Origin of the sequence: Rhodococcus mengyinensis, from assembly GCF_048381435.1 — a bacterium.
Classification (GTDB): domain Bacteria; phylum Actinomycetota; class Actinomycetes; order Mycobacteriales; family Mycobacteriaceae; genus Rhodococcus_F; species Rhodococcus_F opacus_D.
The window spans coordinates 21,065-48,052 of the sequence record NZ_JBLWIT010000050.1 but is presented as its reverse complement, the minus strand read 5'-3'; the positions used below and the strand labels follow the sequence as shown (position 1 = coordinate 48,052).

Annotated in this window: 24 protein-coding genes; 11 read left to right on the top strand and 13 right to left on the bottom strand. The window is 67.0% G+C overall.

Going from position 1 to position 26,988, the window contains the following annotated elements; translation table 11 throughout:
• Positions 1 to 122: 122 nt before the first annotated feature.
• The 6 genes from ACNJ7E_RS09335 to ACNJ7E_RS09310 form a co-directional block, all read right to left on the bottom strand.
• Positions 123 to 917 (bottom strand): 1,6-dihydroxycyclohexa-2,4-diene-1-carboxylate dehydrogenase, encoded by a 795-nt coding sequence (locus ACNJ7E_RS09335; protein WP_280780450.1) that lies wholly within the window; start codon positions 915 to 917, stop codon positions 123 to 125.
• Entirely contained in the window at positions 914 to 2,449 is a 1,536-nt protein-coding gene (gene benC, locus ACNJ7E_RS09330; protein ID WP_280780449.1) for a benzoate 1,2-dioxygenase electron transfer component BenC, read from the bottom strand. Before benC ends, ACNJ7E_RS09335 begins: the two co-directional genes overlap by 4 nt.
• A gap of 36 nt (positions 2,450 to 2,485) precedes the next feature.
• Positions 2,486 to 2,995 (bottom strand): benzoate 1,2-dioxygenase small subunit, encoded by a 510-nt coding sequence (gene benB / locus ACNJ7E_RS09325; protein WP_164059864.1) that lies wholly within the window; start codon positions 2,993 to 2,995, stop codon positions 2,486 to 2,488.
• A 14-nt stretch (positions 2,996 to 3,009) separates the two neighbouring features.
• Positions 3,010 to 4,386, bottom strand: a complete 1,377-nt coding sequence (benA, locus tag ACNJ7E_RS09320; RefSeq protein WP_280780447.1) for a benzoate 1,2-dioxygenase large subunit — start codon at positions 4,384 to 4,386, stop codon at positions 3,010 to 3,012.
• Positions 4,387 to 4,567: 181 nt separating this feature from the next.
• Positions 4,568 to 5,563, bottom strand: coding sequence for a 2Fe-2S iron-sulfur cluster-binding protein (locus ACNJ7E_RS09315; protein WP_418339676.1), 996 nt, complete (start codon positions 5,561 to 5,563; stop codon positions 4,568 to 4,570).
• A gap of 2 nt (positions 5,564 to 5,565) precedes the next feature.
• Positions 5,566 to 6,777, bottom strand: coding sequence for a cytochrome P450 (locus ACNJ7E_RS09310; protein ID WP_418339675.1), 1,212 nt, complete (start codon positions 6,775 to 6,777; stop codon positions 5,566 to 5,568).
• Positions 6,778 to 6,995: 218 nt separating this feature from the next.
• Here ACNJ7E_RS09310 and ACNJ7E_RS09305 point away from each other — a divergent pair, with 218 nt between their 5' ends.
• Entirely contained in the window at positions 6,996 to 7,943 is a 948-nt protein-coding gene (locus tag ACNJ7E_RS09305) for an AraC family transcriptional regulator (RefSeq protein ID WP_280780444.1), read from the top strand.
• Positions 7,944 to 7,965: 22 nt separating this feature from the next.
• Here ACNJ7E_RS09305 and ACNJ7E_RS09300 read toward each other — a convergent pair whose 3' ends face one another.
• Entirely contained in the window at positions 7,966 to 9,582 is a 1,617-nt protein-coding gene (locus ACNJ7E_RS09300) for a 4-hydroxyphenylacetate 3-hydroxylase family protein (RefSeq protein WP_005264050.1), read from the bottom strand.
• Positions 9,583 to 9,606: 24 nt separating this feature from the next.
• A complete protein-coding gene (locus ACNJ7E_RS09295; RefSeq protein WP_037231006.1) occupies positions 9,607 to 10,167 on the bottom strand; it encodes a flavin reductase family protein in 561 nt (186 codons plus the stop codon).
• A gap of 165 nt (positions 10,168 to 10,332) precedes the next feature.
• Here ACNJ7E_RS09295 and ACNJ7E_RS09290 point away from each other — a divergent pair, with 165 nt between their 5' ends.
• The gene (locus ACNJ7E_RS09290) at positions 10,333 to 11,271 is read left to right on the top strand and encodes an AraC family transcriptional regulator (protein ID WP_112302510.1); all 939 of its coding nucleotides are present in this window, start codon (positions 10,333 to 10,335) and stop codon (positions 11,269 to 11,271) included.
• A gap of 10 nt (positions 11,272 to 11,281) precedes the next feature.
• Here the strand turns inward: ACNJ7E_RS09290 and ACNJ7E_RS09285 are convergent, their stop codons facing one another.
• Positions 11,282 to 12,766 carry a multicopper oxidase family protein gene (locus ACNJ7E_RS09285; RefSeq protein WP_418339674.1) on the bottom strand — a complete coding sequence of 495 codons (1,485 nt, stop codon included), beginning with the start codon at positions 12,764 to 12,766 and terminating at the stop codon, positions 11,282 to 11,284.
• A 53-nt stretch (positions 12,767 to 12,819) separates the two neighbouring features.
• Entirely contained in the window at positions 12,820 to 13,767 is a 948-nt protein-coding gene (locus ACNJ7E_RS09280; RefSeq protein WP_005573872.1) for an acyl-CoA thioesterase, read from the bottom strand.
• Between the two features lie 233 nt (positions 13,768 to 14,000).
• On the opposite strand from ACNJ7E_RS09280, the gene ACNJ7E_RS09275 reads away from it, so the two are divergent.
• Complete coding sequence (locus ACNJ7E_RS09275; RefSeq protein ID WP_418339673.1) at positions 14,001 to 14,540, top strand: dioxygenase family protein; 540 nt, start codon at positions 14,001 to 14,003, stop codon at positions 14,538 to 14,540.
• 14 nt (positions 14,541 to 14,554) lie between these two features.
• Here the strand turns inward: ACNJ7E_RS09275 and ACNJ7E_RS09270 are convergent, their stop codons facing one another.
• Positions 14,555 to 15,325 carry an IclR family transcriptional regulator domain-containing protein gene (locus ACNJ7E_RS09270; RefSeq protein ID WP_418339672.1) on the bottom strand — a complete coding sequence of 257 codons (771 nt, stop codon included), beginning with the start codon at positions 15,323 to 15,325 and terminating at the stop codon, positions 14,555 to 14,557.
• A 208-nt stretch (positions 15,326 to 15,533) separates the two neighbouring features.
• Between ACNJ7E_RS09270 and catA the strand changes: the two genes are divergently transcribed.
• The 3 genes from catA to catC are packed head-to-tail and all read left to right on the top strand — an operon-like array spanning position 15,534 to position 17,824.
• Positions 15,534 to 16,376 (top strand): catechol 1,2-dioxygenase, encoded by an 843-nt coding sequence (catA, locus tag ACNJ7E_RS09265; protein WP_418339671.1) that lies wholly within the window; start codon positions 15,534 to 15,536, stop codon positions 16,374 to 16,376.
• A 29-nt stretch (positions 16,377 to 16,405) separates the two neighbouring features.
• Positions 16,406 to 17,527 (top strand): muconate/chloromuconate family cycloisomerase, encoded by a 1,122-nt coding sequence (locus ACNJ7E_RS09260; protein WP_280780439.1) that lies wholly within the window; start codon positions 16,406 to 16,408, stop codon positions 17,525 to 17,527.
• 15 nt (positions 17,528 to 17,542) lie between these two features.
• Positions 17,543 to 17,824, top strand: coding sequence for a muconolactone Delta-isomerase (catC, locus tag ACNJ7E_RS09255; protein ID WP_418339670.1), 282 nt, complete (start codon positions 17,543 to 17,545; stop codon positions 17,822 to 17,824).
• 49 nt (positions 17,825 to 17,873) lie between these two features.
• Here catC and ACNJ7E_RS09250 read toward each other — a convergent pair whose 3' ends face one another.
• Positions 17,874 to 19,067 carry an ROK family transcriptional regulator gene (locus ACNJ7E_RS09250; RefSeq protein ID WP_005264060.1) on the bottom strand — a complete coding sequence of 398 codons (1,194 nt, stop codon included), beginning with the start codon at positions 19,065 to 19,067 and terminating at the stop codon, positions 17,874 to 17,876.
• A 151-nt stretch (positions 19,068 to 19,218) separates the two neighbouring features.
• Here ACNJ7E_RS09250 and zwf point away from each other — a divergent pair, with 151 nt between their 5' ends.
• The 5 genes from zwf to ACNJ7E_RS09225 all read left to right on the top strand — a co-directional run bounded on the left by zwf (position 19,219) and on the right by ACNJ7E_RS09225 (position 26,074).
• On the top strand, positions 19,219 to 20,697 hold the full coding sequence (gene zwf / locus ACNJ7E_RS09245; protein ID WP_105415489.1) for a glucose-6-phosphate dehydrogenase: 1,479 nt from the start codon (positions 19,219 to 19,221) through the stop codon (positions 20,695 to 20,697).
• A complete protein-coding gene (gene edd, locus ACNJ7E_RS09240; RefSeq protein WP_418339669.1) occupies positions 20,694 to 22,547 on the top strand; it encodes a phosphogluconate dehydratase in 1,854 nt (617 codons plus the stop codon). The genes zwf and edd overlap by 4 nt, the downstream gene beginning before the upstream one ends.
• A 12-nt stretch (positions 22,548 to 22,559) precedes the next feature.
• Positions 22,560 to 23,186, top strand: coding sequence for a bifunctional 4-hydroxy-2-oxoglutarate aldolase/2-dehydro-3-deoxy-phosphogluconate aldolase (gene eda / locus ACNJ7E_RS09235; protein ID WP_280780437.1), 627 nt, complete (start codon positions 22,560 to 22,562; stop codon positions 23,184 to 23,186).
• Between the two features lie 29 nt (positions 23,187 to 23,215).
• Entirely contained in the window at positions 23,216 to 24,394 is a 1,179-nt protein-coding gene (locus ACNJ7E_RS09230; RefSeq protein WP_418339668.1) for an ROK family transcriptional regulator, read from the top strand.
• A 228-nt stretch (positions 24,395 to 24,622) separates the two neighbouring features.
• The gene (locus tag ACNJ7E_RS09225) at positions 24,623 to 26,074 is read left to right on the top strand and encodes a sugar porter family MFS transporter (RefSeq protein ID WP_418339667.1); all 1,452 of its coding nucleotides are present in this window, start codon (positions 24,623 to 24,625) and stop codon (positions 26,072 to 26,074) included.
• Between the two features lie 37 nt (positions 26,075 to 26,111).
• Here the strand turns inward: ACNJ7E_RS09225 and ACNJ7E_RS09220 are convergent, their stop codons facing one another.
• Positions 26,112 to 26,843, bottom strand: coding sequence for a FadR/GntR family transcriptional regulator (locus tag ACNJ7E_RS09220; protein WP_005251406.1), 732 nt, complete (start codon positions 26,841 to 26,843; stop codon positions 26,112 to 26,114).
• Between the last annotated feature and the right edge of the window lie 145 nt (positions 26,844 to 26,988).

Here is a 26,988-nt window from a genome sequence, read left to right as displayed (position 1 = left end):
ACGGGGAACCGGGTCGAACTCGTAAGTGTGCTGTGTCACAATCGAATTCGGCTAAAGAAATGCCCCATCGGCGAGACGATGCAATGCGCCCCGCCGATGAGGCGGTCGAGATCTGTGGGCTGCTAGCCGAGGTCGCCACCGGCGACGGGCAGTACCGTCCCGGTGATGTAGGTGGCCTCGTCGGAGGCCAGGAAGACGATGGCCGCGGCCTGCTCGTCCAGCGTCCCGTACCGCTTCAGCAGGGATGAGTCGACGGTCTGGTCGACGATCTGCTGGTACCAGGCCTTTTCCTGATCAGTCTCCGCGCCGGGACCGCGGGGAACACGGCGAGCGGGCGCCTCGGTGCCGCCGGGAGCGGTGGCGACCACACGGATTCCGTACTGCGCGGCTTCGAGAGCCAGGGAGGCGGTGAGGGCGTTGACGCCGCCCTTCGACGCCGCGTAGGGCACGCGGTTGACACCCCGCGTGGCTACCGAGGACACGTTGACGATGGTGCCCGACTGCTGCGCGATCAGGTAAGGGAGGACGGCGCGGCACGTCCACAGGGTCGGGAACAGCGACCGCTGCACCTCCGCCTGGATCTGCTCCGCCGTGTAGTGCTCGTACGGCTTGGCCCAGATGGTGCCGCCGACGTTGTTGATCAGCACGTCGAGCCGGCCGTGCTGCTGCCGCGCCTCGTCGATCGCCGCCTCGGCGTCCGCGAACTGTTCCAGATCGGCGGTGATGCTGTGCGCGTCGGTGCCGTTCTCGCGCAAACCCTTCGCGACCTCGTGGACGAGTTCGGCGCGGTCGATCAGGATCAGCGACGCACCCTCGGCCGCGAGTCGGGTCGCGACCGTCAGGCCGATGCCCTGCGCTGCGCCGGTGACCGCGACGACCTTGCCGTCGAAGCGGTGCGGAGTGACGAGTCCACTCATGCGACGGCACTCCTCTCGATGGCGCGGCACATGGTGGCCTTGGCGTGCGCGCTGTGGCTGACGATCAGGTCGTGGGCGGCGGCCCGGTCACCCTTCTCGAAGGCGGAGACGATGTCGAGGTGGTCGTGCTGGATGTGCTCCTCCACCCAGTCCGCGGTGCGGAGCACCTTCGTCATGAGCTGCGTGACCTCCAGGCGGTTGTACGCCTCGAGGAGCACGTCGTTGGCGGTGCACCGGAACAGGAATTCGTGGAAGGCGGCGTTGGTGTCGGTGAAGGCGCCGGCGTCCGTGAAGTGGTCGTTCTCGATCGATTCGCAGGAGGTCTCGGCGAGGATCCGGTACTCGGACAGCTGTTCCTTCGTCATCCGGCCGATGGTCAGTTCCATCGCACCGAGTTCGAGCGCCATGCGGGCGTCGAACTGTGCGTCCGACTCGGACAGCGGCTGGTGTTCCTCACCGATCTCGTACTCGGGGGCCGCGTCGACGGCGGCGGCCGGCGGTGCGGACGCGTCGGCGCCACTCGGTGTCGCGGCGTTGTTGAACTTCTCGAAGTAGAAGTTCGCCGGCGTGACGCCCTCCGACTTCAGATGGTCGCGCACCGCCTCGACCATGGGAGGCGGACCGCACAGGTACACGTCCACATCGCCGTCGTTCAGGTGTGCGGGCTCGAACAGTCCGGTGACGTACCCCTTGTTCGGCGCACTGCTCTCCGGGTCGGACACGCAGTAGTCGAACGTGAACTGGGGCAGGGACTTCGTGTATTCCTCGAGCTTGTCCAGTTCCACCAGGTCCGCGTCGGACGAAACACCGTAGACCAGGTGCACGGGGTGGTCGGCGGCGTCGGTGCGCATCTTGTCGAGGATCGACAGCAGCGGGGCCAGCCCGGTGCCGCCGGCCAGCAGCAGGGCGCGACGCTTCTGCTCGCGGAGGAAGAAGCTTCCCATCGGGCCGGTGAACTCGAGCGTGTCGCCGACCTGTGCGCGGCTGCGCAGGTACTCCGACATCAGGCCGCCGTCGGTGATCTTGACCAGGAACGACAGTTCCTTCGACGTGGGTCCGGTGCTGAACGAGTACGAGCGCGTCGCTTCGGTCCCGGGAACGGTGATGTTCACGTACTGGCCGGGGAGGAAAACCAGGTCGTCGCGGTTCGGGATCTCGATCGTGAACCCGATGGTGGTGTCGGAGAACTTACGGATCTCGGTGACCGTCGAGGTGAACGTGCCTGCGGCGGTCTTCGCGACGTCGGACGTCGTCGGGATCTGCAGCACCAGATCACTTTCCGGCATCATCTGGCACGGAAGGCAGTAGCCCTGCTCCGCCTCTTCGTCGGTGAGCGCTTCCTCGATGTAGTCGCCGCCGTCGTACGTGCCGGATTCGCAGAGCGACTTGCAGGTGCCGCACGCCCCGTCTCGGCAGTCGAGGGGAATGTTGATGCGCGCGCGGTAGGACGCGTCGGCGACCGTCTCGTCGCCGTCACACTTGATGAAGCGGGTGATCCCGTCCTCGAAACTCAGTGCAACTTGGAAAGTCATGGAAAACAGCTCGATTCGCGAAGAATGGGGAAGAAATCAGATGTGGTAGATGTCGACCACGTGGTGGATGTAGTCGTTCTTGAGCACGACCTTCTTCTTCAGGATCAGAGGCTGCTCACCGGAGAAGTCGATGGTGTAGAACGAATTCCCGAAGTACGTGTCGACCGTGTTGTACCGGAAGTAGAGCGTGAACCAGTTGAACCGGACATCTACGACTTCGCCGCGACGGTCGGTGACCTCGACGTTCGAGATGTTGTGACCGGTGCGGGGTTCCGGCAGGCTCGTCGCGCTCGACCGGTCGGTCTTGATGCGGAACACCCGGTCCTCGATTCCACCACGGTTGGCGTAGTAGATCAGGGAAATCTCGGTCATCGGGTCGGTGGTCAGTTCACCGTCGTCGGCCCACGCCGGCATCCAGAACTCGGAGTCGGGGTGATAGCACTCGATCCACTTCTCGAACTCGCGGTCGTCGAGGTAGCGGGCCTCACGGTAGAGGAACTGCTCGATGTCGTGCTGGGTGACAGTGCTTTCGGCTACTGCGGTCATGTTTCTCGTCTCCCTCAGCGGTTGTTCGCGGCAACGTCGGCGTCGAGCGCCTTGGTGAGCGCTTGCACCCAGTAGCCGTGCTGGATCGGGTACAGGCCCTCGTCCTCGGTCTTCACGCCGCTGGAGATGGGGTTGATGCCGATCTTCTTCGCGTCCTCGTCGGGGCCCTGGAGTTGGTGGGTGACACCGCGGCTGAGGTCGTTGAACGGGGCGGCGCCAGCCTGGTACGTCTTCTGGCAGGAGCGGAACTCCTCGAGATCGTCCGGGGTGGCCATGCCGGTGGCGTTGAAGAAGTCCTCGTACTGGCGGATGCGGGCGGCGCGCGCCGTGCGGCTCTCACCCTTGGGGGCGATGCAGTAGATGGTGACCTCGGTCTTGTCGACGGAGATCGGACGGAAATGCCGGATCTGCGAACCGAACTGGTCCATCAGGTACACGTTCGGGTACAGGCACAGGTTGCGGGACACACCGATCATCCAATCGGCCCGGTCCTCGCCGTAGTCCGCGACGAGTTCGTCACGACGCTCGTTGAGGGGACGGTTGGCGGGGTCGGCCCACTTGGTCCACAGCAGCAGGTGACCGTTGTCGAACGAGTAGTAGCCGCCCTGCTGCTTCGACCACTTGCCGGCGTCCATCGCCTTCGTGGCGTTGGTGGACTCGCCCGACTCCCGGCGCGACGTGGTCGCCGCGTAGTTCCAATGGGTGGCGGACACGTGGTAGCCGTCGGCACCGTTCTCGGTCTGCAGCTTCCAGTTGCCGTCATAGGTGTAGGTGGACGCACCGCGCAGGACCTCGAGGCCGTCGGGCGACTGGTCGACGATCATGTCGATGATCTTCGTGGTGTCACCGAGGTGTTCCTCGAGCGGCGGGACGTCGGCATTGAGGCTGCCGAACAGGAAACCGCGGTAGTTCTCGAACCGCGCGACCTTGGTGAGGTCGTGGGAGCCGTCCTTGTTGAACTGTTCCGGGTAGCCGGCCTCACGCGGGTCCTTGACCTTGAGGAGCTTGCCGGAGTTGTTGAAGGTCCAGCCGTGGAACGGGCAGGTGAACGTGGTCCGGTTGTCCGTCTTGCGCCGGCAGAGCATGGCGCCGCGGTGGCTGCACGCGTTCACCAGGGCGTTGAGTTCGCCCTCCTTGTTGCGGGAGATCACGATCGGCTGGCGGCCCATGTACGTGGTGAAGTAGTCGCCGACGTTCGGGATCTGGCTCTCGTGGGCCAGGTAGATCCAGTTGCCCTCGAAAATGTGCTTCATCTCGAGTTCGAACAGGTCCTCGTCGGTGAAAACGCTACGTCGCACCTGGTAGCGGCCGGTTTCCGCGTCCTCGATGAGCGCGTCGGCCAGCTTGGCGCGCACGTCGTCGGACGGCGCTGTGTACAGGGTTTCAGTCATGGGATCCTCCAAGATCTCCGGGGGCTTGCGCCCTGCGAGGGCGCCCGGGTCCGGCAATGGATTCCACTCTTACAGCCTGTGCGCTGCATCACACTAGGCATTTGCCGAGTACTGACTAGGACGTGTTCGGCATGCGCACGCCGAGGCTCGGGGGCCTCGGCGTGCGCATCGGGTGCCGTCGTCACGCGGCGGGCGTGAACTTCTCCCGGAAGATCCGTCGCGGAGCCATGCGCCGGCGCTTGAACGCCTTGATGCCGGCGTCGACCATCGCCGGCGGCCCGCACAGGTACCCGGAGTAGCCGCGGCACGTGTCGAAGTCCTCCACGAATGCGTCGGTGACGTAGCCGGACCGCCCGGACCACGACTGGTCGCTCAGACACGGCACGTACCGGAAGCCCGGGTGTGCGCGCTCCCACTCCCGAAACAGTTCCATGTCGTACAGGTCGGCTGCTTCCCGTACGCCGTGATAGAGGTGGATCCCGCGTTCCGGTGTGACCGTGAGTGCCTGGCGGACCATCGATTTCAGTGGGGCGAGCCCGGTTCCGCCGCCGAGCAGGATCATCGGACCCTCGTCCTCCGGATCGAGACGGAAGTCGCCGAGCGGCCCCGCCATGTCGACGCGCTCGCCGACGGACAGCGAGCCGAACACCCAACCGTCCGTCGCGATTCCACCCGGTTGTCTGCGGATGTGGAACTCGAGCTGTTTCGACTCGCCCGGCGTGTTCGCCATGGAGTACTGGCGGCCGTGGTCGGTGCCGGGTACTCGCAGTTCGACGTACTGCCCCGCGGAGAACTCGAGCGGGCTGTCGAGCGTGACGAGTACCCGCCGCGTGTCACGGGCGACGTCCTCGATCGCGCTCACGGTGCCGACCAGGTCCCGCAGGGCGTGGACGGTGCCCGCCGGCGCCGTGTCCAGGCGTTCCACCACGGTGTCACCACACGGAGTGGCCTGGCAGGCCAGGGCGAATCCCTGCTCGCGCTCGGCCTGGGTCAGCGTGGTCTCGGGCGAGCGCCCGTGATCGACCGATCCCGACACGACCCGCAGCTTGCACGTTCCGCACGTGCCCTGGTTGCAGGAGTTCGGCATCCACACGCTGCCCCGCAGGAAGGCGTCGAGTATCGGCTGGTCGGTGCGGCATTCCACCCTGTCCGCGGCGACCGAGACGGTGACGGTCACGGCTACACCTCCCACGTGGCCCGGAGGGCGGTCGGGCCGCGGAAACCCCAGCCCCAGAACTCGACGTCCGCGCCGGAGTCACGTTCGAGGTTCGGGATCGCCTCGAACAACTCCTCCAGGCCGATGCGGCAGACGTGGTTCGCGAAGTAGATGCCCGCGCACGCGTGGTTGCCGGAACCGAACGCCAGGTGGGGGAGCGGGGGGCGCGTCATGTCGTAGTCGGAGGGGGCGTCGTAGACGGCAGTGTCGTGGTTGGCCGAACCGTAGGACAACAGGACCACGGATCCTTCGGGAAGGAACACATCCCCGAGCGTGACGTCCTTGGTGCTGATGCGGGCCGTGGCCGACCAGATCGGGGAGGTCCAGCGCATTCCCTCGGATATCGCCCGCGGAAGCAGGGCGGGCTCGTCGATGACGGCCTCGAGCTGCTCGGGGCGGGTGAACAGGCCCACGAGTGTCGATGCCATTCCGTGCCCGGGTTCCTGCATCGCGCCCAGCAGGTAGACGAAGAGCGTGGGGTAGATGTACTCGCGGTCGCGGACTTGTCCTTCGGGCATGCCGTCGTGCAGCCAGTGCGAGATGGCGCTGTCGTCGGGGTCGACGATCCACTTGTCGATGAGCGGATCGACGACGGCCCGGATCTCTGCCTTGGCCTCGTCGCCCTGCACGAATCCCTCCGGGTTCGTGAAGTCGCCGTTCGCGTCCACCCCGGCATTGGTGAAGGAGTTCGACAGTCGGTGAAACCAGTCACGCAACGTGTCCGAGCTGACGTCGTTCAGCCCCAGCAGGTCGCCGAGTGCGCGCACGCTGACGGGTTCGCAGTACTGCGAGACCAGATCGGCCTTGCCGTCGTTTTCGAACTGCTCCACGTAGCGCCGCGCGATGGGGCGGACGAGTCCGTCGACCCAGCGGTCCACCTCCGACGGTTGCAGTGCGGGGTCGACCATCGAGCGGAGGTCGCGGTGGATCTCGCCGTTGACGCCGATCACCGCAGGGTGACCGAACGTGCGGCCGCCGGCCTTGGTGATGATCCCCTCGAAGTCGGGGCTGTTGGCGATGGTGCGGCACAAGTCGGCGGTCGTCGCGACGAACGAGCCGAGGACCGGGACGTAGGCCAGCGGCGCCTCGGCGCGCAGCCGCTCGTAGACGGGGTACGGGTTGCGCTCGAGTTCCGTCATCGTGATCTCGTCGATCCAAGAGAGGGTGGCGGTCATCTGAATCTCCTCATTCAAAGCAACTGCTCGGAAACAACTTTCGTTGTGTGAGCGGGGTGAGGAAGAAGGTAGGCCGTCGCAGGAGGGTGGTCTAGCCACTCTGCGCGGTCTCTGGACCATCTGCGCGACTACTTGTGATTGCGGTCTCAGTTATCCTCGACTGGGCGTGACGACACGGTTTCAATGAGGTCGGAACGATTCTTCAGTGAGGCAGGTGCATGACGATGGCATCGACGATCACCGAAACCCAGGACTGGGATGCGGCGTCGAGGGCGGTGGCCGGTGCGTACTTTCCCCACACGTTGACCGACTTGTCGCCGAACGGTGCGATGAAGCTGTCGATGCGGACCGTCGACTTCGGCCCCGTCACTCTCGGCAGGCTGGGCTGGGGTGCCGACGTGTCGATCGAGTGCGACTATCCGGATGCGTACGAGATCAACATTCCGCTGTCCGGTTCGCTGGAGTCCTGTTCGCAGGGCGACACAGTGCTGTCGCGCCCGGGTCAGGCCACGGTCTTCCGGGCGGACGAGCCGACCCTGATCACCCGGTGGAGCGGCGACTGCTCGGTGCTCGGCGTCAAATTCGACAGCGCCTACCTCGAGAAGGAGGCTGACCGGATCCTCGGCTCCGACCTGCGGCCCGGGCTGCACCTGCCCTCGCAGATCGATCTCACCGAGGCCCTCGGACACAGCTGGTTTCGTCTGGTGCGCTCATTGACCGCGCAACTGCGGGAGCCGGCCGACCTCCTGGCCAACCCGGTGGTCGGCCCACAGCTCGCCGGCGCGATCACCTCGGCGTTCGTCCTGGCCGTCACGCCCGACGAGGAGGTGCGCGGGGGCGCACCCCGACCGCGAATCGTCAAGCGAGTGCTCGACGGACTCAACGACGACCCGGCCCGCGCCTGGACGGCAGCCGACATGGCCGAGCTGGCGGGTATCAGCGTCCGCCGGTTGCAGGAAGGGTTTCGCGAGTACGTCGGGCGCAGTCCGTCGGAATGCCTCCTCGACATCCGCCTGAGTCGCGCCGATGCCGACCTGCGAGCGCTGGAACCCGGGGTCACGGTCTCCGAAGTCGCTGCCCGGTGGGGGTTCACCCATGCGGGCCGATTCTCCGCCGCCTACCGCCGGCGGTACGGCAAATCCCCGTCAGAGCTGATTCGCTTCTGACGGGGATTGCGCGGGTGTGCGATTACTTGTTGCCGAAGTACGAGACGTCGTCGTTGCCGATGAGGTCGGGGACCGTCCAGCCGTCGAGGTCGTATTCGGACAGGCACTGCTCGGCGAAGCCCTTCATCGAGGCGACGTCGCCACGGTTCTCGGCGGCGAACAGCAGTTCGGCCTTGACGTTTTCGTGGTTGCCGGAGTAGTTGCGCTCGTAGAGTTCGTGGCGGCCACCGAACTCGCTGCCGATCGAATCCCACAGTGCCTTCATGATCTTGACGCGTTCGACGGCGGTCATGCCGTCGGAGCCGCGGACGTACTTGTCCAGGTACGGGCGGACGTCGGGGCTCTTGAAGTCGCGGGCGCTCGAGGGCAGGTAGATCAGGCCGGACGCGACGTCCTGCTCGATGATCTCCTTGATCCGCGGGTAGCCCTGGATCATGAACATGCGGTACGTGAGGCCGTATTCGAGCTTGGGGATGACGGTGTCGCCGATCCACGGCTCGGGGTTGCGTGCCATGGATTCGGTCAACGACCAGAACAGGTTCCGCCAGCCGATGACCTCACCGACGCGGGTCTGCACGCCGCGGAAGCCGCCGGCTCCGGTGGCGTCGAGGGCCTTCATCAGCATGCCGGCGATGAAGTCGAGTTTCACGGCGAGACGCGTGCAGCCCTGGAACGTGAAGCGGGGCAGGAATCCGGACTGCGGGAAGAAGCCGTTGATCTTGTCGACGTCGCCGTACATGAAGACGTTCTCCCACGGCACCAGCACCTTGTCGAAGATGAAGATGGTGTCGTTCTCGTCCATCCGGCTCGACAGCGGGTAGTCGAACGGGGTGCCCATCACGGCCGCGTTCTGGGTGAACGAGGACCGGCAGATCAGCTTCACCCCCGGTGCGTCCATCGGGACGGTGCAGATCAGGGCGAATTCCTTCTTCTTGATCGGCAGGCCGTAGTGGGCGATGAAGTTGTAGTTGGTGATGGCCGAGCCGGTGGCCACGACCTTGGCGCCGGAGACGATGAGGCCGGCGTCGGTCTCCTTCTCCACCTTCATGAACACGTCGCCGACCTCGTCGGGCGGGAGCTGCCGGTCGACCGGCGGGTTGATGATCGCGTGGTTCCAGTACAGGACCTTTTCCTGCGATTCCTTGTACCAGCGCTCGGCGTTGTCCTGGAACGGCGAGTACAGCTCCTTGTTGGCATGCAGGGTGCCGAGGAAGGAGGCCTTGTAGTCGGGCGACCGGCCCATCCAGCCGTACGTCATGCGCGCCCAGGTGGCGATGGCGTCGCGTTCCTTCAGCAGGTCGTCCGAGGAGCTGGGTGCCTTGAAGAACGGCATCGTGACGCCGCCGTTGCCGGTGTCGGTGGGGGTGGTGACCTTGTCGACGTGTTCGCCGGTGTGCATCGAGTCGTAGAGGCGTGCGGTCATCCGGATGGGGTTGCGGAACGCCGGATGCGTGGTGACGTCCTCGACGCGCTCGCCGTGCAACCAGATTTCGCGGTCGTCGCGCAACGACTCGATGTATTCGTCGCCGGTCATCGGGCGCGACGCGAAGTTGGCGGTGCGGTTGGCTTCGCAGTCTGCGGCCGGGTTGACCTTCGTCGGGTCGAGCGCGGTCTCGGGAGCGCTTTCGGTGGTGGTCATGGAATGTCCTTTCGGATTCGGCGGTCAGTTGACGGGCTGAAGATGGAACGGGGTGAAGGAGGTGGTGGAGTCGAACCAGCCGTTGTTCGGATCGTCCATCGATCCGTTCCACGCGGCCGACGCGGACGGTGAGCCGAGATCGTGGAAGGTGCTCCGGTAGAACAGCAGCGGGTCCTTGCCGCTGGATTCGGCCGCGACGATCTCACCGATGAAGATGATGTGATCGCCGCCGTCGTACTCGGCCCACGGCCGGCACGACAACGTGGCGGCGGCACCGCAGATGATGGGGGCGGTCGGTCCGTCGGCCCACACGGGTTCGGGGTTCTGCGGTCGCCCGGCGAAATGCATCGCGGTGTCCACCTGGTCGGCGGCGAGAATGTTGACGGCGAACGGTGCCTTGCTCAAGTAGTTGCAGGCCTTGGACTTTCGGGTCAGGGTGATCTGGCACAATCTCGGCTCGATCGAGACGGCGGTGAAGGCGGTGACCGTCGCTCCGTGCGGCAGGCCCTCGGAGTTGGCGCACGTGATGACCGTGACTCCGCTGGCAAACTGCCCGAAAATGTTCCGGAGTTCGCGTTGCTCCATGGTCGGAGCCTCCCTTCCTGTCCGGGGCGCTGATGAGGTACGGACGAAGGTACGACCGTGGGAACGGCGCGTCGATCCGCTGAGCGCGGAGGTGATCCGCTTTGCGCGGTGACTTGGATCACGCCGAAAATTGCAATCGAAGGTGTCCGTAGTCACACTGGTGCCATGCAGCCCGCGTCCAAGCTGATTCGCCCCGAAGATTGGGACGAAGCGTCGCACGTGGTGTCGGACGTGTACTTCCCACACCGGCTGACCCCGCTGAACAGGTCCAACGCGGGCAACACCGTCGCGGAGGCGGTGGAACTCGGGCCGGTGAAGATCACCCATATCGGTTGGGGCGCGGACGTGTCGATCCAGTCGGACCACCCCGGCGCGTATGCGATCAACGTGCCGCTGTCGGGGCATCTGGAATCGGTGACCGGCAAGCACGAGGTGTCGTCCGTGCCCGGGGCGGGAACGATATGCCCGCCCGACACGACGACGCTCATCACCGACTGGAGCAAGGACTGCTCCATCATCGGCGTGCGCGTCGACCGCGACTACCTGCACCGCGAGATGGCACGGATCCTGGCGCGGCCGGGACTGCGACTGCCCCCGCAGTTGGATCTGACCAGCGAGAACGGTGCCAGCTGGCTGGCTCTGGTGCGGTCGCTGCTCGACCAGATGCTGCGGTCGGACGGCATCTACACCAACCCCCTCGTCGCCGAGCAACTGTCGGGGGCGGTCACCACGGCACTGGTCCTGGCAGCGATCCCGGACGACGAGACGGCCGGTGCCGGTACCCGGCCGCGCATCGTCAAGCGCGTCATCGACGAGATCCACGCCGATCCCGCACGGGCGTGGACGGCGGCCGAGATGGCCGAGATCGCGGGTGTCGGGGTCCGCCGCCTGCAGGAGGGATTCCAGGAGTACGTCGGGGTGAGCCCCCGCGACTACCTGCTGGACGTCCGGCTCGAACGTGTCCACGACGACCTGCTGCGCGCGGACGGTTCGTCGACGGTCGCCGAGGTCGCGATGCGCTGGGGTTTCACCCACACCGGCCGGTTCGCGGCGGCGTACCGCCGGAAGTACGGCGTGGCGCCCTCCGAAGCGCTCCGGGGCTGACGGTGCGGCTTCAGCTCACGTAGGAGAAGATCGTCGCCATCCCGGCGGCAAGGTGATAGTCGTTGTGACAGTGCGTGATCCACTGACCGGGGTTGGTCGCGTCGATGTCGGCGGCGACGGTCTGCCCCGGGAGCACGATCACGGTGTCCTTCCGCGGTCCGGAGCCGTCCGGCCGGGCGACGGCGAACGTGTGCCCGTGCAGGTGCATGGGGTGGAACATCATCGTGGGGTTCGTATAGACCAGCCGCACTCGCTGGTCCCGGTGGACGGTCAGCGGGGTGTGGTCGGGATAGGCCTCGCCGTTCACCGTCCACACGTACTGCTTCATGTCGCCGCCGAGCGACGCCTCCAGGGTGACACTCGGGTCGACGACGGGTAACCGGACGGCGTCGGTGGCCCGCAGCCCGACCACGGTGAGTGGGGGAGGGCCCAGCTCACGGGGCGTCACGGCGGGGTCGGGGGCCGCGCCGCCGCCGGTGCGCACCACCGCGAATGCCTGCGCGCCCTTCCCCTCGGCGACCGCGACCAGCGGGAACACCCCGTCCTGCAGGGTGAAGACGGCGTCGTACCGCTCGCCCATGCCGATCAGCACCGAGTCGGTGTCGACCGGTTCGACGGCGAATCCGTCCGTGTCCGTGACGGTCAGCCGGTGGCCACCCAGCGCGACCCGGAACGCGGTGTCGTCGCCCGCGTTGATCAGCCGGATGCGGGCTCGCTGCCCCGGTCGTGCGGTGAAGACGGCCGGATCGCCGGGTGGTTTCCCGTTCAGCAGGTACACCGGGTACCGGACGTCGCCGGAGTCACCGCCGAGCACGCGCGACGTCATCTCGGGCATGGACGTCATCCGCCTGCCGTGGAGTTCGTCGAAGACCTGCGACGGCGTGCGGTCGGTCAACCAGTCGGAGAGCACGACGACGAACTCGGCGTCGTAGTTCGCGGGAGCCCCGGGATCGTCGATGATCAGAGCCCCGTACAGCCCGCGGCCGCGCTGGAGATCGCCGTGCGTGTGGTACCAGTACGTGCCCGGGTCGGGCGGGATGAAGTCGTAGACGAACTCTGTGTCCGCCGGTATCGGAGCCTGCGTGACATCCGGGACCCCGTCCATGTCGTTGCGGATGGCCAGCCCGTGCCAATGCACGGTGGTGGAATCCGGGAGCTGATTGCGAAACCGCACCTGAACCCTGTCCCCGACGTTCGCCCGCAGGATCGGGCCCGGCAGTTGCGTGTTGTACAACCACGCGGCAGTCCGCGTACCTGCGATGTCGACGTCGGACTGTGTCGCGGAGAGCTCGTAGGCGACCGGCCTCCCGCCGGGAAATCGCCGGGACTCGGCCTCGGCGAACGCGCGGACCTCCGGAGAGTCGGGTCCGATCGCGCCCTCGGTGTCGTCGCTGCGGGCGCAGGCTCCGGTGAGCCCGAGGAGTGCAGCTCCGGCTCCCCACTGCAGCACCCGCCGCCGGGACAACTGCACGTCGAGTGGACGGTTCCCAGGCATCCCCCCCGCTCCTTCCGCGGGTAGACCGTTTCCCGTGACGCTACTCGGGCGGATTACGCCAGGGCGCCGATTCGCGCCCGGTCGCGGAGGGCGATGAGTTCGCGGGCGTGCGCCTCCAGCTTGCGGTCCTCGTCGGACTGCGGCACCCACTGCTGCACTGCCGTTGCGGCGCCGTCCTCGTCGACGGCGGCGACGACGGTGAGGCAGTGGGTGGTGAGGTTCATTTCCCGGGTGCGAGGGTCGCCGGATCGCACGTGCACGGAGATGTGCATGGTCTGCGCGCCGGTGTGCAGCAGGCGGGCGTCGACCTCGACGACATGACCGATCTGGATCGGGCGGTAGAAGCGCACCCCGCCGGCGTACACGGACACGCACGGCGTGCCGTTCCACGACGTGCCGCACAGGTAGGCGGCCTCGTCGATCCAGCGCATCACGGTTCCGCCGTGCGTCTTGCCGCCCCAGTTGACGTCGGTGGGCGCGGCGAGGAAGCGGGTGAGCGATTCCGGTGCGGTGCCCGCGTCGGTGTAGTTCTGCTTGCTCATCGCCTCTTCGATGTCGGCCCGCAGGCCGATGCGCATGACCGCCTCCTCGGACTCGGCACGGTCGGTGGCGGTGACGGGCTGCCACGGCGGCACGCTCGTCGGCTTACCGGAGTCGTCGACGGCGACGAAGATGATCAGGCAGTTGCTGGCCTCGGTGAACTGTCCGGTGCGCGGGTCGGCCGACGACACGGTGCACTGGATGTGCATGCTCGAGCGCCCGGTGTGGACGAGCCGCGCTTCGACCTCGACGAGGTGACCCGACTCGATGGACCGGGTGAACTTGATGTTTCCCACGTAGGCGGTGACGCAGTAGCTCCCGCTCCAGCCGACCGCGCAGGCGTAGGCGGCCTTGTCGATCCATTCGAGGATCCGGCCACCCTGGACGGCCCCTCCGAGCGTCGCCACCTCGGTGGGTGCGGCCAGGAAGCGGAGGGTGATGCTGCGGGGAGGCGTGGTCATCGATGTGATCCTCGGGAATTCGACGTGGCCGGCACGAGGGCGCGAACCGGGGACGGCGAAACGTCGTTGTCCGCCGGTGGCGGGGAAATTATCCCACAGATGCACCGGGCCGACCCGTCCGCAATGTGAACGGAACGGAGGTTGACGAACGCGTGTGACCACGCGCACACTCGACAACGACCGCACAGCGTTCTCAACGTACGCACAGCGTACGCAAGTGATCGGATCAGGTGATGACCTCGACGTCGACGACGACCGCACCTCACGTGGACCAGGCCTGCCTCGACCACGTCGACCGGGAGTTCTACCTCCCCGCGCAGCGAGTGCTGCCGTGGAAGGCGAACCTCGCGGCACTTCCCGGCGAACCGGGAACTCCGCTCCGCATCGCGGGGGTCGTGCGCTCACGCGACGGCGAACCGCTGTCGGGGGCGGAGCTCGAGATCTGGCACGCGGACGCCGACGGCTGCTACTCCGGGTACTCCGTCGAGATTCTGCGCAACAACCTGCGCGGCATCGTCGTCACATGCGCCGGGGGCCGCTTCGACATCTCGACCGTGCAGCCGGCGCCGTGCGAATTCTCGAGCGCCCGAGGCGAAGCGGATGTCGGGCATGTCAACGTGATCGTGCATGCGCGGGGCTTCCGTCCGCTCGAGACGCGGCTGGTGCCGACGCCGGGCGCATCGCGAGAAGTGGACGCGTCCGCCGTCGAGTCGCTCGTCGACGTCGGGCTCGGCGGAGAGGTCTCCTGCGACTTCGTGCTCGACCCGATCTGACCGACGTGATGCCGTCAGCCGGCGAAACCCATGTCCGTGCTCAGGGCGGCCGCGGCGGCGAGGACGCACGGAACGGCCTGTTCGCGGAACTGTGCCGGAGTGTTCCGCGCGGACGACGTGGAGCACGCGACCACGCCGACCACTGTGTCGCCGGCGTCGCGGACGGGGGCGGCCAGTGAGATCAGCCCCTTCTCCAGCTCCTCGGACGTCAGGGCGAACCCCTGCTCGCGGACCTTGGCGAGTTCCCGTTCGAGTTCGGCTGCAGTGCCGATGGTTTCGGGCCCGAGCTTCTCGAATGTGGACTCGGCGACCACCCGCTCGACGACGTCGGCGGGGGCCCAGGCAAGGAGCGCACGACCCATGGACGTGGCGTACGCGGGGACGCGGGTGCCGACGGAGACGTTGATGCTCATGATCCGGCGGACGGGAACGCGCGCCGCGTAGACCACGTCGGCGCCGTCGAGCACGCCGAGCGACGCGGACTCCTGGGTCTTCTCGGCCACCTCGAGCAGTCGGGGCATCGCGGCCTCGATCAGTGCGTGCGACTCCGAGTAGTGCTGTCCGATGCTGAGCACGCGGGGGGTGAGCGACCACCGGCCTCCCGAGCCGGCGACGTACCCCAGCTTCTGCAGGGTGAGCAGGATCCGGCGGACCGCGGGACGCGACAGTCCCGCTTCTGTGGCGAGTTCGGCGAGCGTCGGGTTCGGACGCTGCGCGTCGAATGCGAGGAGCACTGCGAACCCGCGCTCGATGCTCTGGATGTAATCGCGATCGCTCTCGGTCATTGCGGCCTCCACCAGCGATTCGTGTGCGTATTCGGACTCGGGGTTGACATTTCAATGTGACTGCGCGCACAGTAGGGGTGTACGCACAGCGTGATGTTAGTACGCACAGCGTACACAACGCAAGGCCTCCGGCGCGTGAACACCCACCGCGTCGCCCAAAACTCGATATCAGCCCAATCCGCTCCCCTCCCAGCCCAAGGAGAAACAGATGACCACCACCGAGAGCCCCACCGCCGCCGGATCCGGCTCCGCCGCCACCGACAAGTTCAAGGCCGAGCGCGCCACCGCCGACACCTCGCCCGAGCGGCTCGCGGCCATCGCCAAGGATGCACTCGGCGCACTCAACGACGTGATCCTCAAGCACGGCGTCACCTACCCCGAGTACCGCGTGTTCAAGCAGTGGCTCATCGACGTGGGCGAGGGTGGCGAATGGCCGCTGTTCCTCGACGTGTTCATCGAGCACTCGGTCGAAGAAGTCCTCGCCCGCAGCCGCAAGGGCACGAAGGGCAGCATCGAGGGCCCGTACTACATCGAGAACTCGCCCGAACTGCCGTCGAAGTGCACCCTGCCGATGCGTCCCGAGGACGAGAAGATCACCCCGCTCGTCTTCTCCGGCCAGGTCACCGATCTCGACGGCAACGGCCTCGCCGGCGCGAAGGTCGAACTGTGGCACGCCGACAACGACGGCTACTACTCGCAGTTCGCCCCGCATCTGCCCGAGTGGAACCTGCGCGGCACCATCATCGCCGACGAGGAGGGCCGCTACGAGATCACCACGATCCAGCCGGCGCCCTACCAGATCCCGACCGACGGCCCGACCGGTCAGTTCATCGAGGCGCAGAACGGTCACCCGTGGCGTCCCGCGCACCTGCACCTCATCGTGTCGGCGCCGGGCAAGGAGTCGGTGACCACGCAGCTGTACTTCAAGGGTGGCGAGTGGATCGACAGCGACGTCGCGTCGGCAACCAAGCCGGAACTCATCCTCGACCCGAAGACCGGTGACGACGGCAAGAACCACGTCACCTACAACTTCGTGCTCGACCCCGCGTGACCCGTTCCACCCGTAGAGAAAGTGATCCGATGACCGACCTGTCGATCGTCTCCGTCGAAACGACGATCCTCGATGTGCCGTTGGTGCGTCCCCACAAGTTCGCCACCACGTCGATGACGGCGCAGCCGCTGCTGCTCGTCGCCGTCACGACCGCAGGCGGCGTGACCGGCTACGGCGAGGGCGTCGTCCCCGGCGGCCCGTGGTGGGGCGGCGAATCGGTGGAGACGATGCAGGCGATCGTCGAGAAGTACATCGTCCCGGTGCTGCTGGGCCGGGGTGTCGACGAGATCACCGGCATCATGTCGGACATCGAACGAGTCGTCGCCAATGCACGTTTCGCGAAAGCCGCCGTCGACGTCGCGTTGCACGACGCCTGGGCCCGCGGCCTGGGTGTGCCCGTGCACACGCTGCTCGGCGGCGCCTTCCGGAAGAGCGTCGACGTCACGTGGGCCCTCGGCGCCGCACCCGCCGAGGAGATCATCGAGGAGGCCCTCGGTCTCGTCGAGTCGAAGCGGCACTTCAGTTTCAAGCTGAAGATGGGTGCGCTCGATCCCGCCGTCGACACTGCCCGGGTGGTCCAGATCGCGCAGGCTCTGCAGGGCAAGGCCGGCGTCCGCATCGACGTCAACGCCCGCTGGGACAGGCTCACCGCGCTGAAGTACGTGCCCCGCCTCGTCGAAGGCGGCGTCGAACTGATCGAGCAGCCCACACCCGGTGAGCAACTCGAGGTCCTCGCCGAGCTCAACCGCCTCGTCCCCGTCCCGGTGATGGCGGACGAGAGCGTGCAGACTCCGCACGACGCCCTCGAGGTCGCACGCCGCGGCGCCGCGGACGTCATCGCCCTCAAGACCACCAAATGCGGCGGCCTGAAGAAGAGCCGCGAGGTGGTCGCGGTCGCCAAGGCAGCCGGAATCGCCTGCCACGGAGCCACGTCCATCGAAGGCCCGATCGGAACCGCGGCGTCCATCCACTTCGCGTGCGCGGAACCCGGCATCGACTTCGGCACCGAACTGTTCGGACCGCTGCTGTTCAGCGAGGAGTTGCTGCAGGAACCGATCCGCTACGCCGACGGCCAGGTGTTCCTGCCCGAAGGTCCCGGACTCGGAATCGAGCTCAACATGGACGCAGTCAAGACCTGGACCAGGAACTAAGGAGCACACCACCCGATGGCACTCTTTCACGTCCGCATGGACGTCGCCATTCCCCGTGACCTCGACCCGAAGGTTCGGGACGAGACCGTCGCCAAGGAGAAGGCGTACTCGCAGGAGCTCCAACGCTCCGGCAAGTGGCCCGAGATCTGGCGGATCGTCGGCCAGTACAGCAACATCAGCATCTTCGACGTCGAGTCGGCCGACGAACTGCACGAGATCCTGTGGAACCTTCCACTGTTCCCGTACATGACGATCGAGATCATGCCGCTCACCAAGCACGGTTCCGACGTCAAGTAGGCCCTCCGGGCCCGTGCGCGGTGAGCGAGTCTCTGGACTCGTCAACCGCTCACGGGCGCGGAGCGCCTGCGAGTAGCTGGTCGACGGCGCGCACGCTGAGGACGTGGTCGAGCGCCATGGTGGCGCTGCCGACGACTCCCGACAGTTCCCCGTGCGTCCAGGGGAGGATCTGAAGCTGTTGGGTGGCAACGGCGATGGCGTTGCCGTACAGGGTTTCGCGTAGCCCGGCGACGAACGTGTCGTAGGCCTGCGCCATGTCGCCGCCGACGATCACGACCTCCGGGTTGAGAAGGTTGATCGCACCCGACAACACTTCGCCGATCTGCCGTCCGCTCTCGCGGATCATCCGCCGGGCCTCGGCGTCCCCGGCCAGGGCGAGGGTGATCACGTCGCGGATGTGGGTGACTTCGCGTCCCTGCTCCTGCAGATTGCGGACCAGCGCCCACCCGCCGGCCACGGCCTCGATACAACCCACATCACCGCAGCGGCACACCACACCTTGTGCCGCTGCGGTTTTCGTGTGCCCGATTTCGCCCGCCGCGCCGAGGGCGCCCCGCTGGAGCACACCACCGGACACGAGTCCGGCGCCCAGCCCGGTCGACGCCTTGATGAGCAGCATGTCGGCGAAGTCGCGGCGTTCTCCGCGCCGCTCCGCCAGCACCATGACGTTGGCGTCGTTGTCGACGAAGACGGGCGCGTCGGTGACGTCGGCGAGGAACGGCTGGAGGGGGACGCCGTCCCAGCCCGACATCATGGGGGAGTTCAGGCTGCACCCGCGTTCGGTGTCGACGGTCCCGGGGAGGCTGATCCCGATCCCGACCGTCCGTCCCGCGGTCTCGCCCAGACTCTCGCGCAGCGCGATGAGACGTTGCGCGATGACGGGCATCAGCTCGGCCGGGCTGGTGCCGATCTCCTGCTCCACGTCCTCGGCGACGATGACGTCGCCAGCGAGGTCGCAGATGGCCAGCTGGGTGCGGCTCCGGCCGATGGCTGCCGACAGCACGACACCGGCCTGTACGTGAAACGAGAGCTTCACCGGCGGGCGACCGCCTGTCGAGACGCCCTCCTCGCGCTCGACGACGAGCCCCGACGCCTGCAGCGAGGAGACCCGCGCCGCGACCGCGGTGCGGGAGAGGCCGGTGAGGGTGCCGATCTCGGTGCGCGTCGTTGCTTGCCCTGCGCGAATGAGGGCGAAGACGTCGCCACCCGTCGCCGGGGAGGTCGTCGAGCGAGGCGTCCGCATGCAGGCCATTCAACCAACCGGACACGCGTCTGACAACGTAAGCCCCTGATCTTTGTTCGCAGAAATACTTAAGTCTGTATTGATCAAAAGCCAAAGGTCGCCTACTGTCGTCTGTGACGGCCCACACATCCGGCTTTCAGAGGGAGATGACATGTCACCAGCGACCACCGTGGAACCGTGCGATTTCGTCGTGTTCGGCGGGACCGGCGACCTGGCGGTTCGTAAGCTGCTTCCTGCGCTCTACCTGCGCGACAGGGACGGCCAGCTGCCCGCAGAAACCCGCGTGATCGGTGCCTCGCGAGCCGGTCTCGACACCGACGGCTACCGCGACAAGGTGCGAGGAGAACTCGCGCGGTTCGTCTCCGGCGATCAGCTGGATTCGGACACCTGTGAGCGATTTCTCAATCGCCTCGAATACGTCTCCGTCGACGCCGCAGACCCCGCGAACTGGGCGGGCCTCAGCGAGTGCCTCGCCGCGCGGGAAGGTTCGATCCGGGTCTTCTACCTGGCCTGCGCTCCCAGTCTGTTCGGGCCGATCTGTGACAACCTCGCCCTGAATGGTCTCGCCGACGCACAGTCCCGCGTCGTGCTGGAGAAGCCGATCGGACACGACCTCGCCTCGGCCCGCGCCGTCAACGACGCGGTCGGCGCCGTGTTCGAGGAATCGCAGATCTTCCGCATCGACCACTACCTCGGCAAGGAGAGCGTCCAGAACCTTCTGGTCACGCGATTCGCCAACACGTTCCTCGAACCGCTGTGGAACTCCTCGTCGATCGACCACGTGCAGATCAACGTCGCCGAGTCGCTCGGAGTCGGCAGTCGCGGCGGCTACTACGAGTCGGCGGGTGCCCTGCGCGACATGCTGCAGAACCACCTCCTGCAGATGCTCTGCCTCGTCGCGATGGAACCGCCCACCTACGTCGACCGCGAGACCGTGCGAGACGAGAAGCTCAAGGTCCTCCAGGCCCTCAAGCCGATGAGCCCGCAGGACGTCGAAAGCTGCACCGTCGCAGGCCAGTACGGCCCCGGCCTGGCCGACGGGATCGCCGTCCCCGGATACCAGGAGGACGTCGAGAACCCGGAGAGCACCACCGAGACGTTCATCGCCGTCAAGGCCGAGATCCAGAACTGGCGTTGGGCCGGCGTTCCGTTCTACCTGCGCACCGGCAAGCGCATGGACCGGCGCTGCTCGGAGATCGTGGTTCAGTTCAAGCCCGTCCCGCACCCCATGTTCCCCGGCAGCGAGGGCCACAGCGAACCCAACCGCCTGGTGATCCAGTTGCAGCCCCACGAGGGCATGCGGCTGCACATGACGGCGAAGGAACCTGGCCCCGGCGGTATCCGACTCAAGCCGGTGTCGTTGGACCTCAACTACATCGAAACGTTCAAGCGTCCGTCACCCGACGCCTACGAGCGGCTGCTGATGGACGTGGTCCGGGGTAACCCGACCCTGTTCATGCGCCGCGACGAGGTCGAGGCCGCCTGGGAGTGGGTCGAGCAGATCCTCGTCGGCTGGGAGAAGTCCGAGCGCGCCCCGCGCCGCTACCCGGCCGGCACCAACGGACCCACCGACGCGACCACCCTGATCGAGCGCGACGGCCGCGCCTGGCACGAAGGAGTCACCGCATGACCGACGCACCCACACCGACGGCCGACGTGCACCCCGTCCTCGCCGCCGTCACCGAACGCATCATCGAGCGCAGCAAACCCGAGCGCACGGTCTACCTCGACCGTATCCGGGCGGCGGGGGACCGCGGCCCGGCGCGCGGCAAGCTGGCCTGCGCGAACCTCGCACACGGCTTCGCCGCGTCCGGCCCGGCCGACAAGAAGGCGCTGCGCAGCTTCGTCAAGCCCAACATCGCGATCGTCTCGTCGTACAACGACATGCTGTCGGCCCACCAGCCGTTCGAGCACTTCCCGCGGCAGCTGAAGGCCGCGGTCATGGAGGCCGGTGGCATCGCCCAGTTCGCCGGCGGTGTCCCCGCGATGTGCGACGGCATCACTCAGGGCCGCGACGGCATGCAGCTGTCGCTGTTCAGCCGCGACGTCATCGCGATGGCGACGGCGATCGGACTGTCCCACGACATGTTCGACGGCGCCCTCATGCTCGGCGTGTGCGACAAGATCGTGCCGGGGATGCTCATCGGCGCCCTGGGGTTCGGTCACCTGCCGACGATCTTCGTCCCGGCCGGGCCGATGACATCCGGTCTGCCCAACAACGAGAAGTCGCGCGTGCGGCAGTTGTACGCGGAGGGCAAGGCCGAACGCGAGGAACTGCTCGACGCGGAGGCGGCGAGTTACCACGGCGCGGGCACGTGCACGTTCTTCGGCACGGCCAACTCCAACCAGCTCCTCATGGAGGTCATGGGCCTGCACCTGCCCGGGTCGAGCTTCGTGAACCCCGGTACCCCGCTGCGTGACGCACTGACGTCGGAGGCGGGAAGGCGCGTCACCGGTCTCACCGCACTCGGCGACGACTACACGCCGGTCGGCGAGGTCGTCGACGAGAAGGCCGTGGTCAACGGTTGCGTGGCGCTGCTCGCCACCGGCGGTTCGACCAACCACACGATGCACCTCGTGGCGATCGCACGCGCCGCCGGAATCACGCTCACGTGGGACGACCTGTCCGAGTTGTCCGCGGTGGTGCCGCTGCTCGCCCGGATCTACCCCAACGGCTCGGCCGATGTGAACCACTTCCACGCCGCCGGTGGACTCGGCTACGTCGTGTCCTCGATGCTGGACGCGGGACTGCTGCACGAGGACGTGAAGACCGTCGTCGGCCCCGGGCTCCGCCGCTACACCGAGGAACCGAAGCTGTCGGGCGAGGGCGTCGAATGGCAGCCGGGTACGCGAATCAGCCTCGACACCAGCGTGTTGCGCGGACCGGAAGATCCGTTCGACGTCAACGGCGGGCTCAAGATGCTGACCGGAAATCTCGGTTCCTGCGTGATGAAGACCTCTGCCGTCCACCCGGACCACCGCGTGGTGACCGCTCCGGCCAGGGTCTTCGACGATCAGCTCGACTTCCTCGCCGCGTTCGAGGCGGGCACGTTGACCGGTGATTTCGTGGCCGTACTCCGGTACCAGGGCCCACGCGCCAACGGCATGCCCGAATTGCACAAGCTCACACCGGTTCTCGGCGTTCTGCAGGACCAGGGCCGGAAGGTCGCGCTGGTCACGGACGGCCGGATGTCCGGTGCCTCCGGGAAGGTTCCCGCGGCCATCCACCTCACCCCCGAGGCGGCCGCCGACGGACCGCTCGCGCGTGTGCGTGACGGTGACGTCCTGACCGTCGACGCCGTCACCGGATCCGTGAACGTGCACCTCGACGACGAGGAGCTGGCCGCCCGCCCGGCGACCGGTCGTGCACTGGGCGCCGACGAATGGGTCGGCACGGGCCGCGAACTCTTCGCCGGCCTGCGCGCCGCTGTCGGACCGGCGACCCAGGGCGCCAGCGTTTTCCACCCCCAACCCGTCTAAGGAGAAATTTCAGTGACGAACAGCCCCTCCCTCCTCGACCGCGTTCCGGTCATCCCCGTCGTCGTCGTGGACGACCTCGGCGACGCAGTGCCGGTGGCTCGCGCGCTGGTGGCCGGCGGCATCCCGATGATCGAACTGACCCTGCGCACGCCGTGTGCTCTCGACGCCATCAAGGCGATCGCGAGCGAGGTGCCGGAGATCTGCGTCGGCGCGGGCACCATCGTGGAACCGGTGCAGGCTGCGCAGGCGGCCGACGCGGGAGCACAGTTCCTGGTCTCGCCGGGTAGCACCGAAACTCTGCTGAAGGCGATGACGGACACCGGACTGCCGCACCTCCCGGGCGCGGCGACGGTCTCGGAGGTGCTCTTCCTGCTCGAGCACGGCTACCGCGAACTCAAGTTCTTCCCCGCCGAGGCGTCGGGTGGCGCGAAGTTCCTCGGCTCGATCCACTCACCCGTTCCGGCGGCACGGTTCTGCCCCACCGGCGGCATCTCGACGTCGAACGTCGGCGACTACCTGTCGCTGCCCAACGTCGGCTGCGTCGGCGGATCCTGGCTCACGCCCGCCGATGCCGTGAAGAAGAAGGACTGGGACCGGATCAGCGGCCTCGCGCGTGAGGCGGCGGCACTCGCCCGATAGCAGGAGAAGCGGCGCGGTACGGTGAATTCGTGCGCGACAGTGACAACGGTGACTCCCAGAGGCCGGGTTCTCAGTCCTCGCTGAAGTCCGCCAACCAGCACCGTGTGGTCCGCGCGCTCCAGACGTCGGGTGAGCTCACCCAGGCGGAGATTGCGCGCCGCACCGGGTTGGCTCCCGCCACCGTCTCCAACATGGTCAAGGAATTGACCGCGGCCGGGATGGTCGCCGTGCCGGGCGGCGACCACCCCGGCCAGCGGGGCCGCGCGGTGCGACTGACCCGCAAGATGGGGCTCGCGGTCGGGATCGACTTCGGGCACCGGCATCTCACCGTGGCCGTCGCCGACATGGCACACCAGGTGCTCGCCGAGGAGCGCGTCGAACTCGGTGCCGGGCACCGCGCCGAGGATGGCGTGGTGCAGGCGGGCGCTCTTCTCGACGCGGCCCTCGATCGACTCGGCTGCGACCGTACGTCCGTCCTCGCGGTCGGAATGGGTCTGCCCGCGCCGCTCGAGACCGACACCGGCGAGGTCGGTGGCCCGTCGATCCTGCCCGGGTGGGTCGGTGTCGACGCGGCCGCCATCGCGTCGGAGTATCTCGGCACCGCGGTGCACGTCGACAACGACGCGAACCTCGGCGTGCTCGCCGAACACATGTGGGGAGCGGGCCGGGGAACCACCGATCTCGCCTACATCAAACTGTCCGACGGTGTGGGAGCCGGGCTCGTCCTCGACGGCCGGCTGTACCGCGGAAGAGGCGGCACCGCAGGCGAAATCGGCCACCTGACGCTCGACGAGTTCGGTCAGGTATGCCGCTGCGGCAACCGCGGCTGCCTCGAGACCCTCGTCGCCTCGCACGTCGTGATCGGGCTGCTCGCACCGAGTCGCGGCCCCGATCTCACCATCGCCGACATCGTCGCTATGGCCGAGGGTGGAGATGCCGCCTGCATCCGGGTGCTCGCCGACACGGGGCGGCACGTCGGGGTCGCGGCAGCGAGCCTGTGCAACCTCGTCAATCCCGAACGACTCGTCATCGGCGGCGAACTCGCGCTGGCCGGCGAACTGCTGCTCGGGCCGATGCGCGAGGTCGTCGGCCGCTACGCGGTGCCCAGCGCGGTTCGCTCCCTGGACATCCGCGTCGCCGAACTCGGCCCCCGGGCGCAGGTGCTCGGCGCCGTCGCGCTGGGTCTGCGATCCGCGCTTCCGGCCTGACTGTTCGCCGCTGAAGTCTCCCACCAGCTTGTGGGGTGAACTCTGCGCTCGTCACGGTAGTCGCGTTCATTTATGAACATACTTCCGGCGAATGTCGCCTATTTATGTTCATATCTTGACGGTTCCCTGTTTCGTTGCTTACTGTGTTCCGCACCACAACGAATGCGCTCTCGCGCAGGCCTCGGCTCGATCCGAGACTCGATCACCCCCTTGCTCACGAGGAGTCCCATGACTGAAAACGTCCTGTTGCCCGGTGCGGAATCGCCAGGCAACACAGCAGAGGGCACTTCGGTTCCCGTCCGTATCGCGGTCGTCGCCGCACTCGGCGGGTTGCTGTTCGGCTACGACAGCGCAGTCATCAACGGCGCGGTGTCGGCGATCGAGGGCAAGTTCCAGGTCGATTCCGCTCTCCTCGGATTCGCGATCGCCTCGGCGCTGCTGGGCGCCGCGGCGGGAGCGATGCTGGCCGGGCGGATCGCCGACCGGTACGGACGCCTCGTCACCATGCGGGCCGCTGCGGTGATGTTCCTGCTGAGCGCCATCGGCACCGGATTCGCGGCCAACGTCGAGATGCTGGTGACGTTCCGGATCGTCGGCGGCATCGGTGTGGGTCTGGCCTCGGTCATCGCACCCGCCTACATCGCCGAGATCTCGCCCGCCCGGGTGCGCGGACGTCTCGGGTCGCTGCAGCAACTCGCGATCGTCACGGGCATCTTCGTCTCGCTCCTGGTCGACTACGCCCTCGCGGCCCTCGCCGGCGGGTCGCAGGAAGAACTCTGGTTCGGGCTCGAGGCCTGGCGCTGGATGTTCCTCGCGATGTGCGTGCCCGCACTGGCCTACGGACTGCTGTCGCTGACGATTCCCGAATCTCCCCGCTACCTGATCGCCCAGGGCCGCCTCGGTGAGGCCCGCGGCATCCTCGCGGTCCTGCTCGGCGAGAAGGGCCTGGACCTCAAGATCGAGAGCATCCGCTCGACGCTGGCCCGCGAGACGCAACCGTCGATCCGTGATCTGAAGGGCTCCGCGTTCGGCCTGATGCCGATCGTCTGGATCGGTATCGGACTCTCCGTCTTTCAGCAGTTCGTCGGTATCAACGTGATCTTCTACTACTCCAGCGTCCTGTGGCAGGCAGTCGGCTTCGACGAGGGCAGCTCACTGCAGATCACGGTCATCACGTCGGTGGTCAACATCGCCACCACCCTCATCGCCATCGCCTACATCGACCGGGTGGGCCGGCGGCCGCTGCTGATCATCGGCTCCGCCGGTATGGCCGTGACGCTCGCGACCATGGCGTTCATCTTCGGCACCGCGTCCACCACCGTCGTGGACGGCGTCACGACGCCGCAGCTGACCGGACTGCAGGGTCCTATCGCCCTCGTTGCCGCCAACCTCTTCGTGGTGGCCTTCGGAATGTCGTGGGGCCCCGTGGTGTGGGTCCTGCTCGGCGAGGCGTTCCCCAACCGCATCCGGGCCGCCGCCCTGTCGCTCGCCGCGGGCGCTCAGTGGGCGGCGAACTGGCTGATCACCGTGACGTTCCCGTCCATGAAGGACTTCTCGCTGGGAATCTCGTACGGCTTCTACGCCGTGTGCGCGGTGCTGTCCCTCGTGTTCGTGTTGCGCTGGGTCAAGGAGACGAAGGGCCTGGAACTCGAAGCCATGCATTCGGATTCGGTCGCGTAGGACTTACCGCGCTGCGAAGAAGGCACCCGCGAGTAGCTCACTCGTGGGTGTCTTCTTCGTCCTTCATCTGCTCGACCGCCGTCGCGGATTCGCTCACGATCGCGCGCATGGCCGCCTCCGCCGCGTCGGCGTCGCCCATCTGAATGGACGACGCCACGACGCCGTGGAGGCGGATTGCTTCCGTCTCGGCGACGTGCGGCATCAGTGAGTGCCGGGTGCGGCCCTCGAGCACTTCCACGACGATCTGCGACATCGCGCGCAACAGGGGATTCCCCGACGCGGTCAGCAGCGTGCGGTGAAAATCGGAGTCGTGGGCCAGGTAGGCGTCCGTGTCCGCGGCGCGGGACGTCGACGACATTCCGATGACGGCGGCCGTCAGCGCCCCGCACTGTTCGGGTGTCGCGCGTGTCGCCGCGAGACGCGCGGCGAGCGGTTCGATGCCCGACCGTAGCTCGCTCAGGCTCGACAGCTGTTCGAACCGCTGCGGGCCGGCCAGCTTCCACCGAATCACGCTCGGATCCAGTGAATTCCAGTGCTCCTCGCCCAGGACGGTGATCCCGACGCGACGTCGCACGGCCAGCAGTCCGAGGGATTCGAGAACCCGGACCACCTCGCGGACGACGGTTCGGGAGACGGAGTACTGGGTGACCACGTCGTCGGCGGAGATCCGGGTGCCGGGTGCCACGACGCCGGCCACGATGTCGCTACCCAGCCGATCGAGCACCGTTTCGTGCAATTGCCGGTACTCGCCGCCGTCTGCGTTGGTCATCCGCCGATGTTCCCACGGTTGCCTCCATTGAACACACGTTGGCACGCAATCCAGCCTCTAAGTAGTACTTAATAAGTCCGGGGCTTGAAATCATATGGTTTATGGGGCACAGTGACGTGAGTCACGAATAAGGGTAATTCCATCA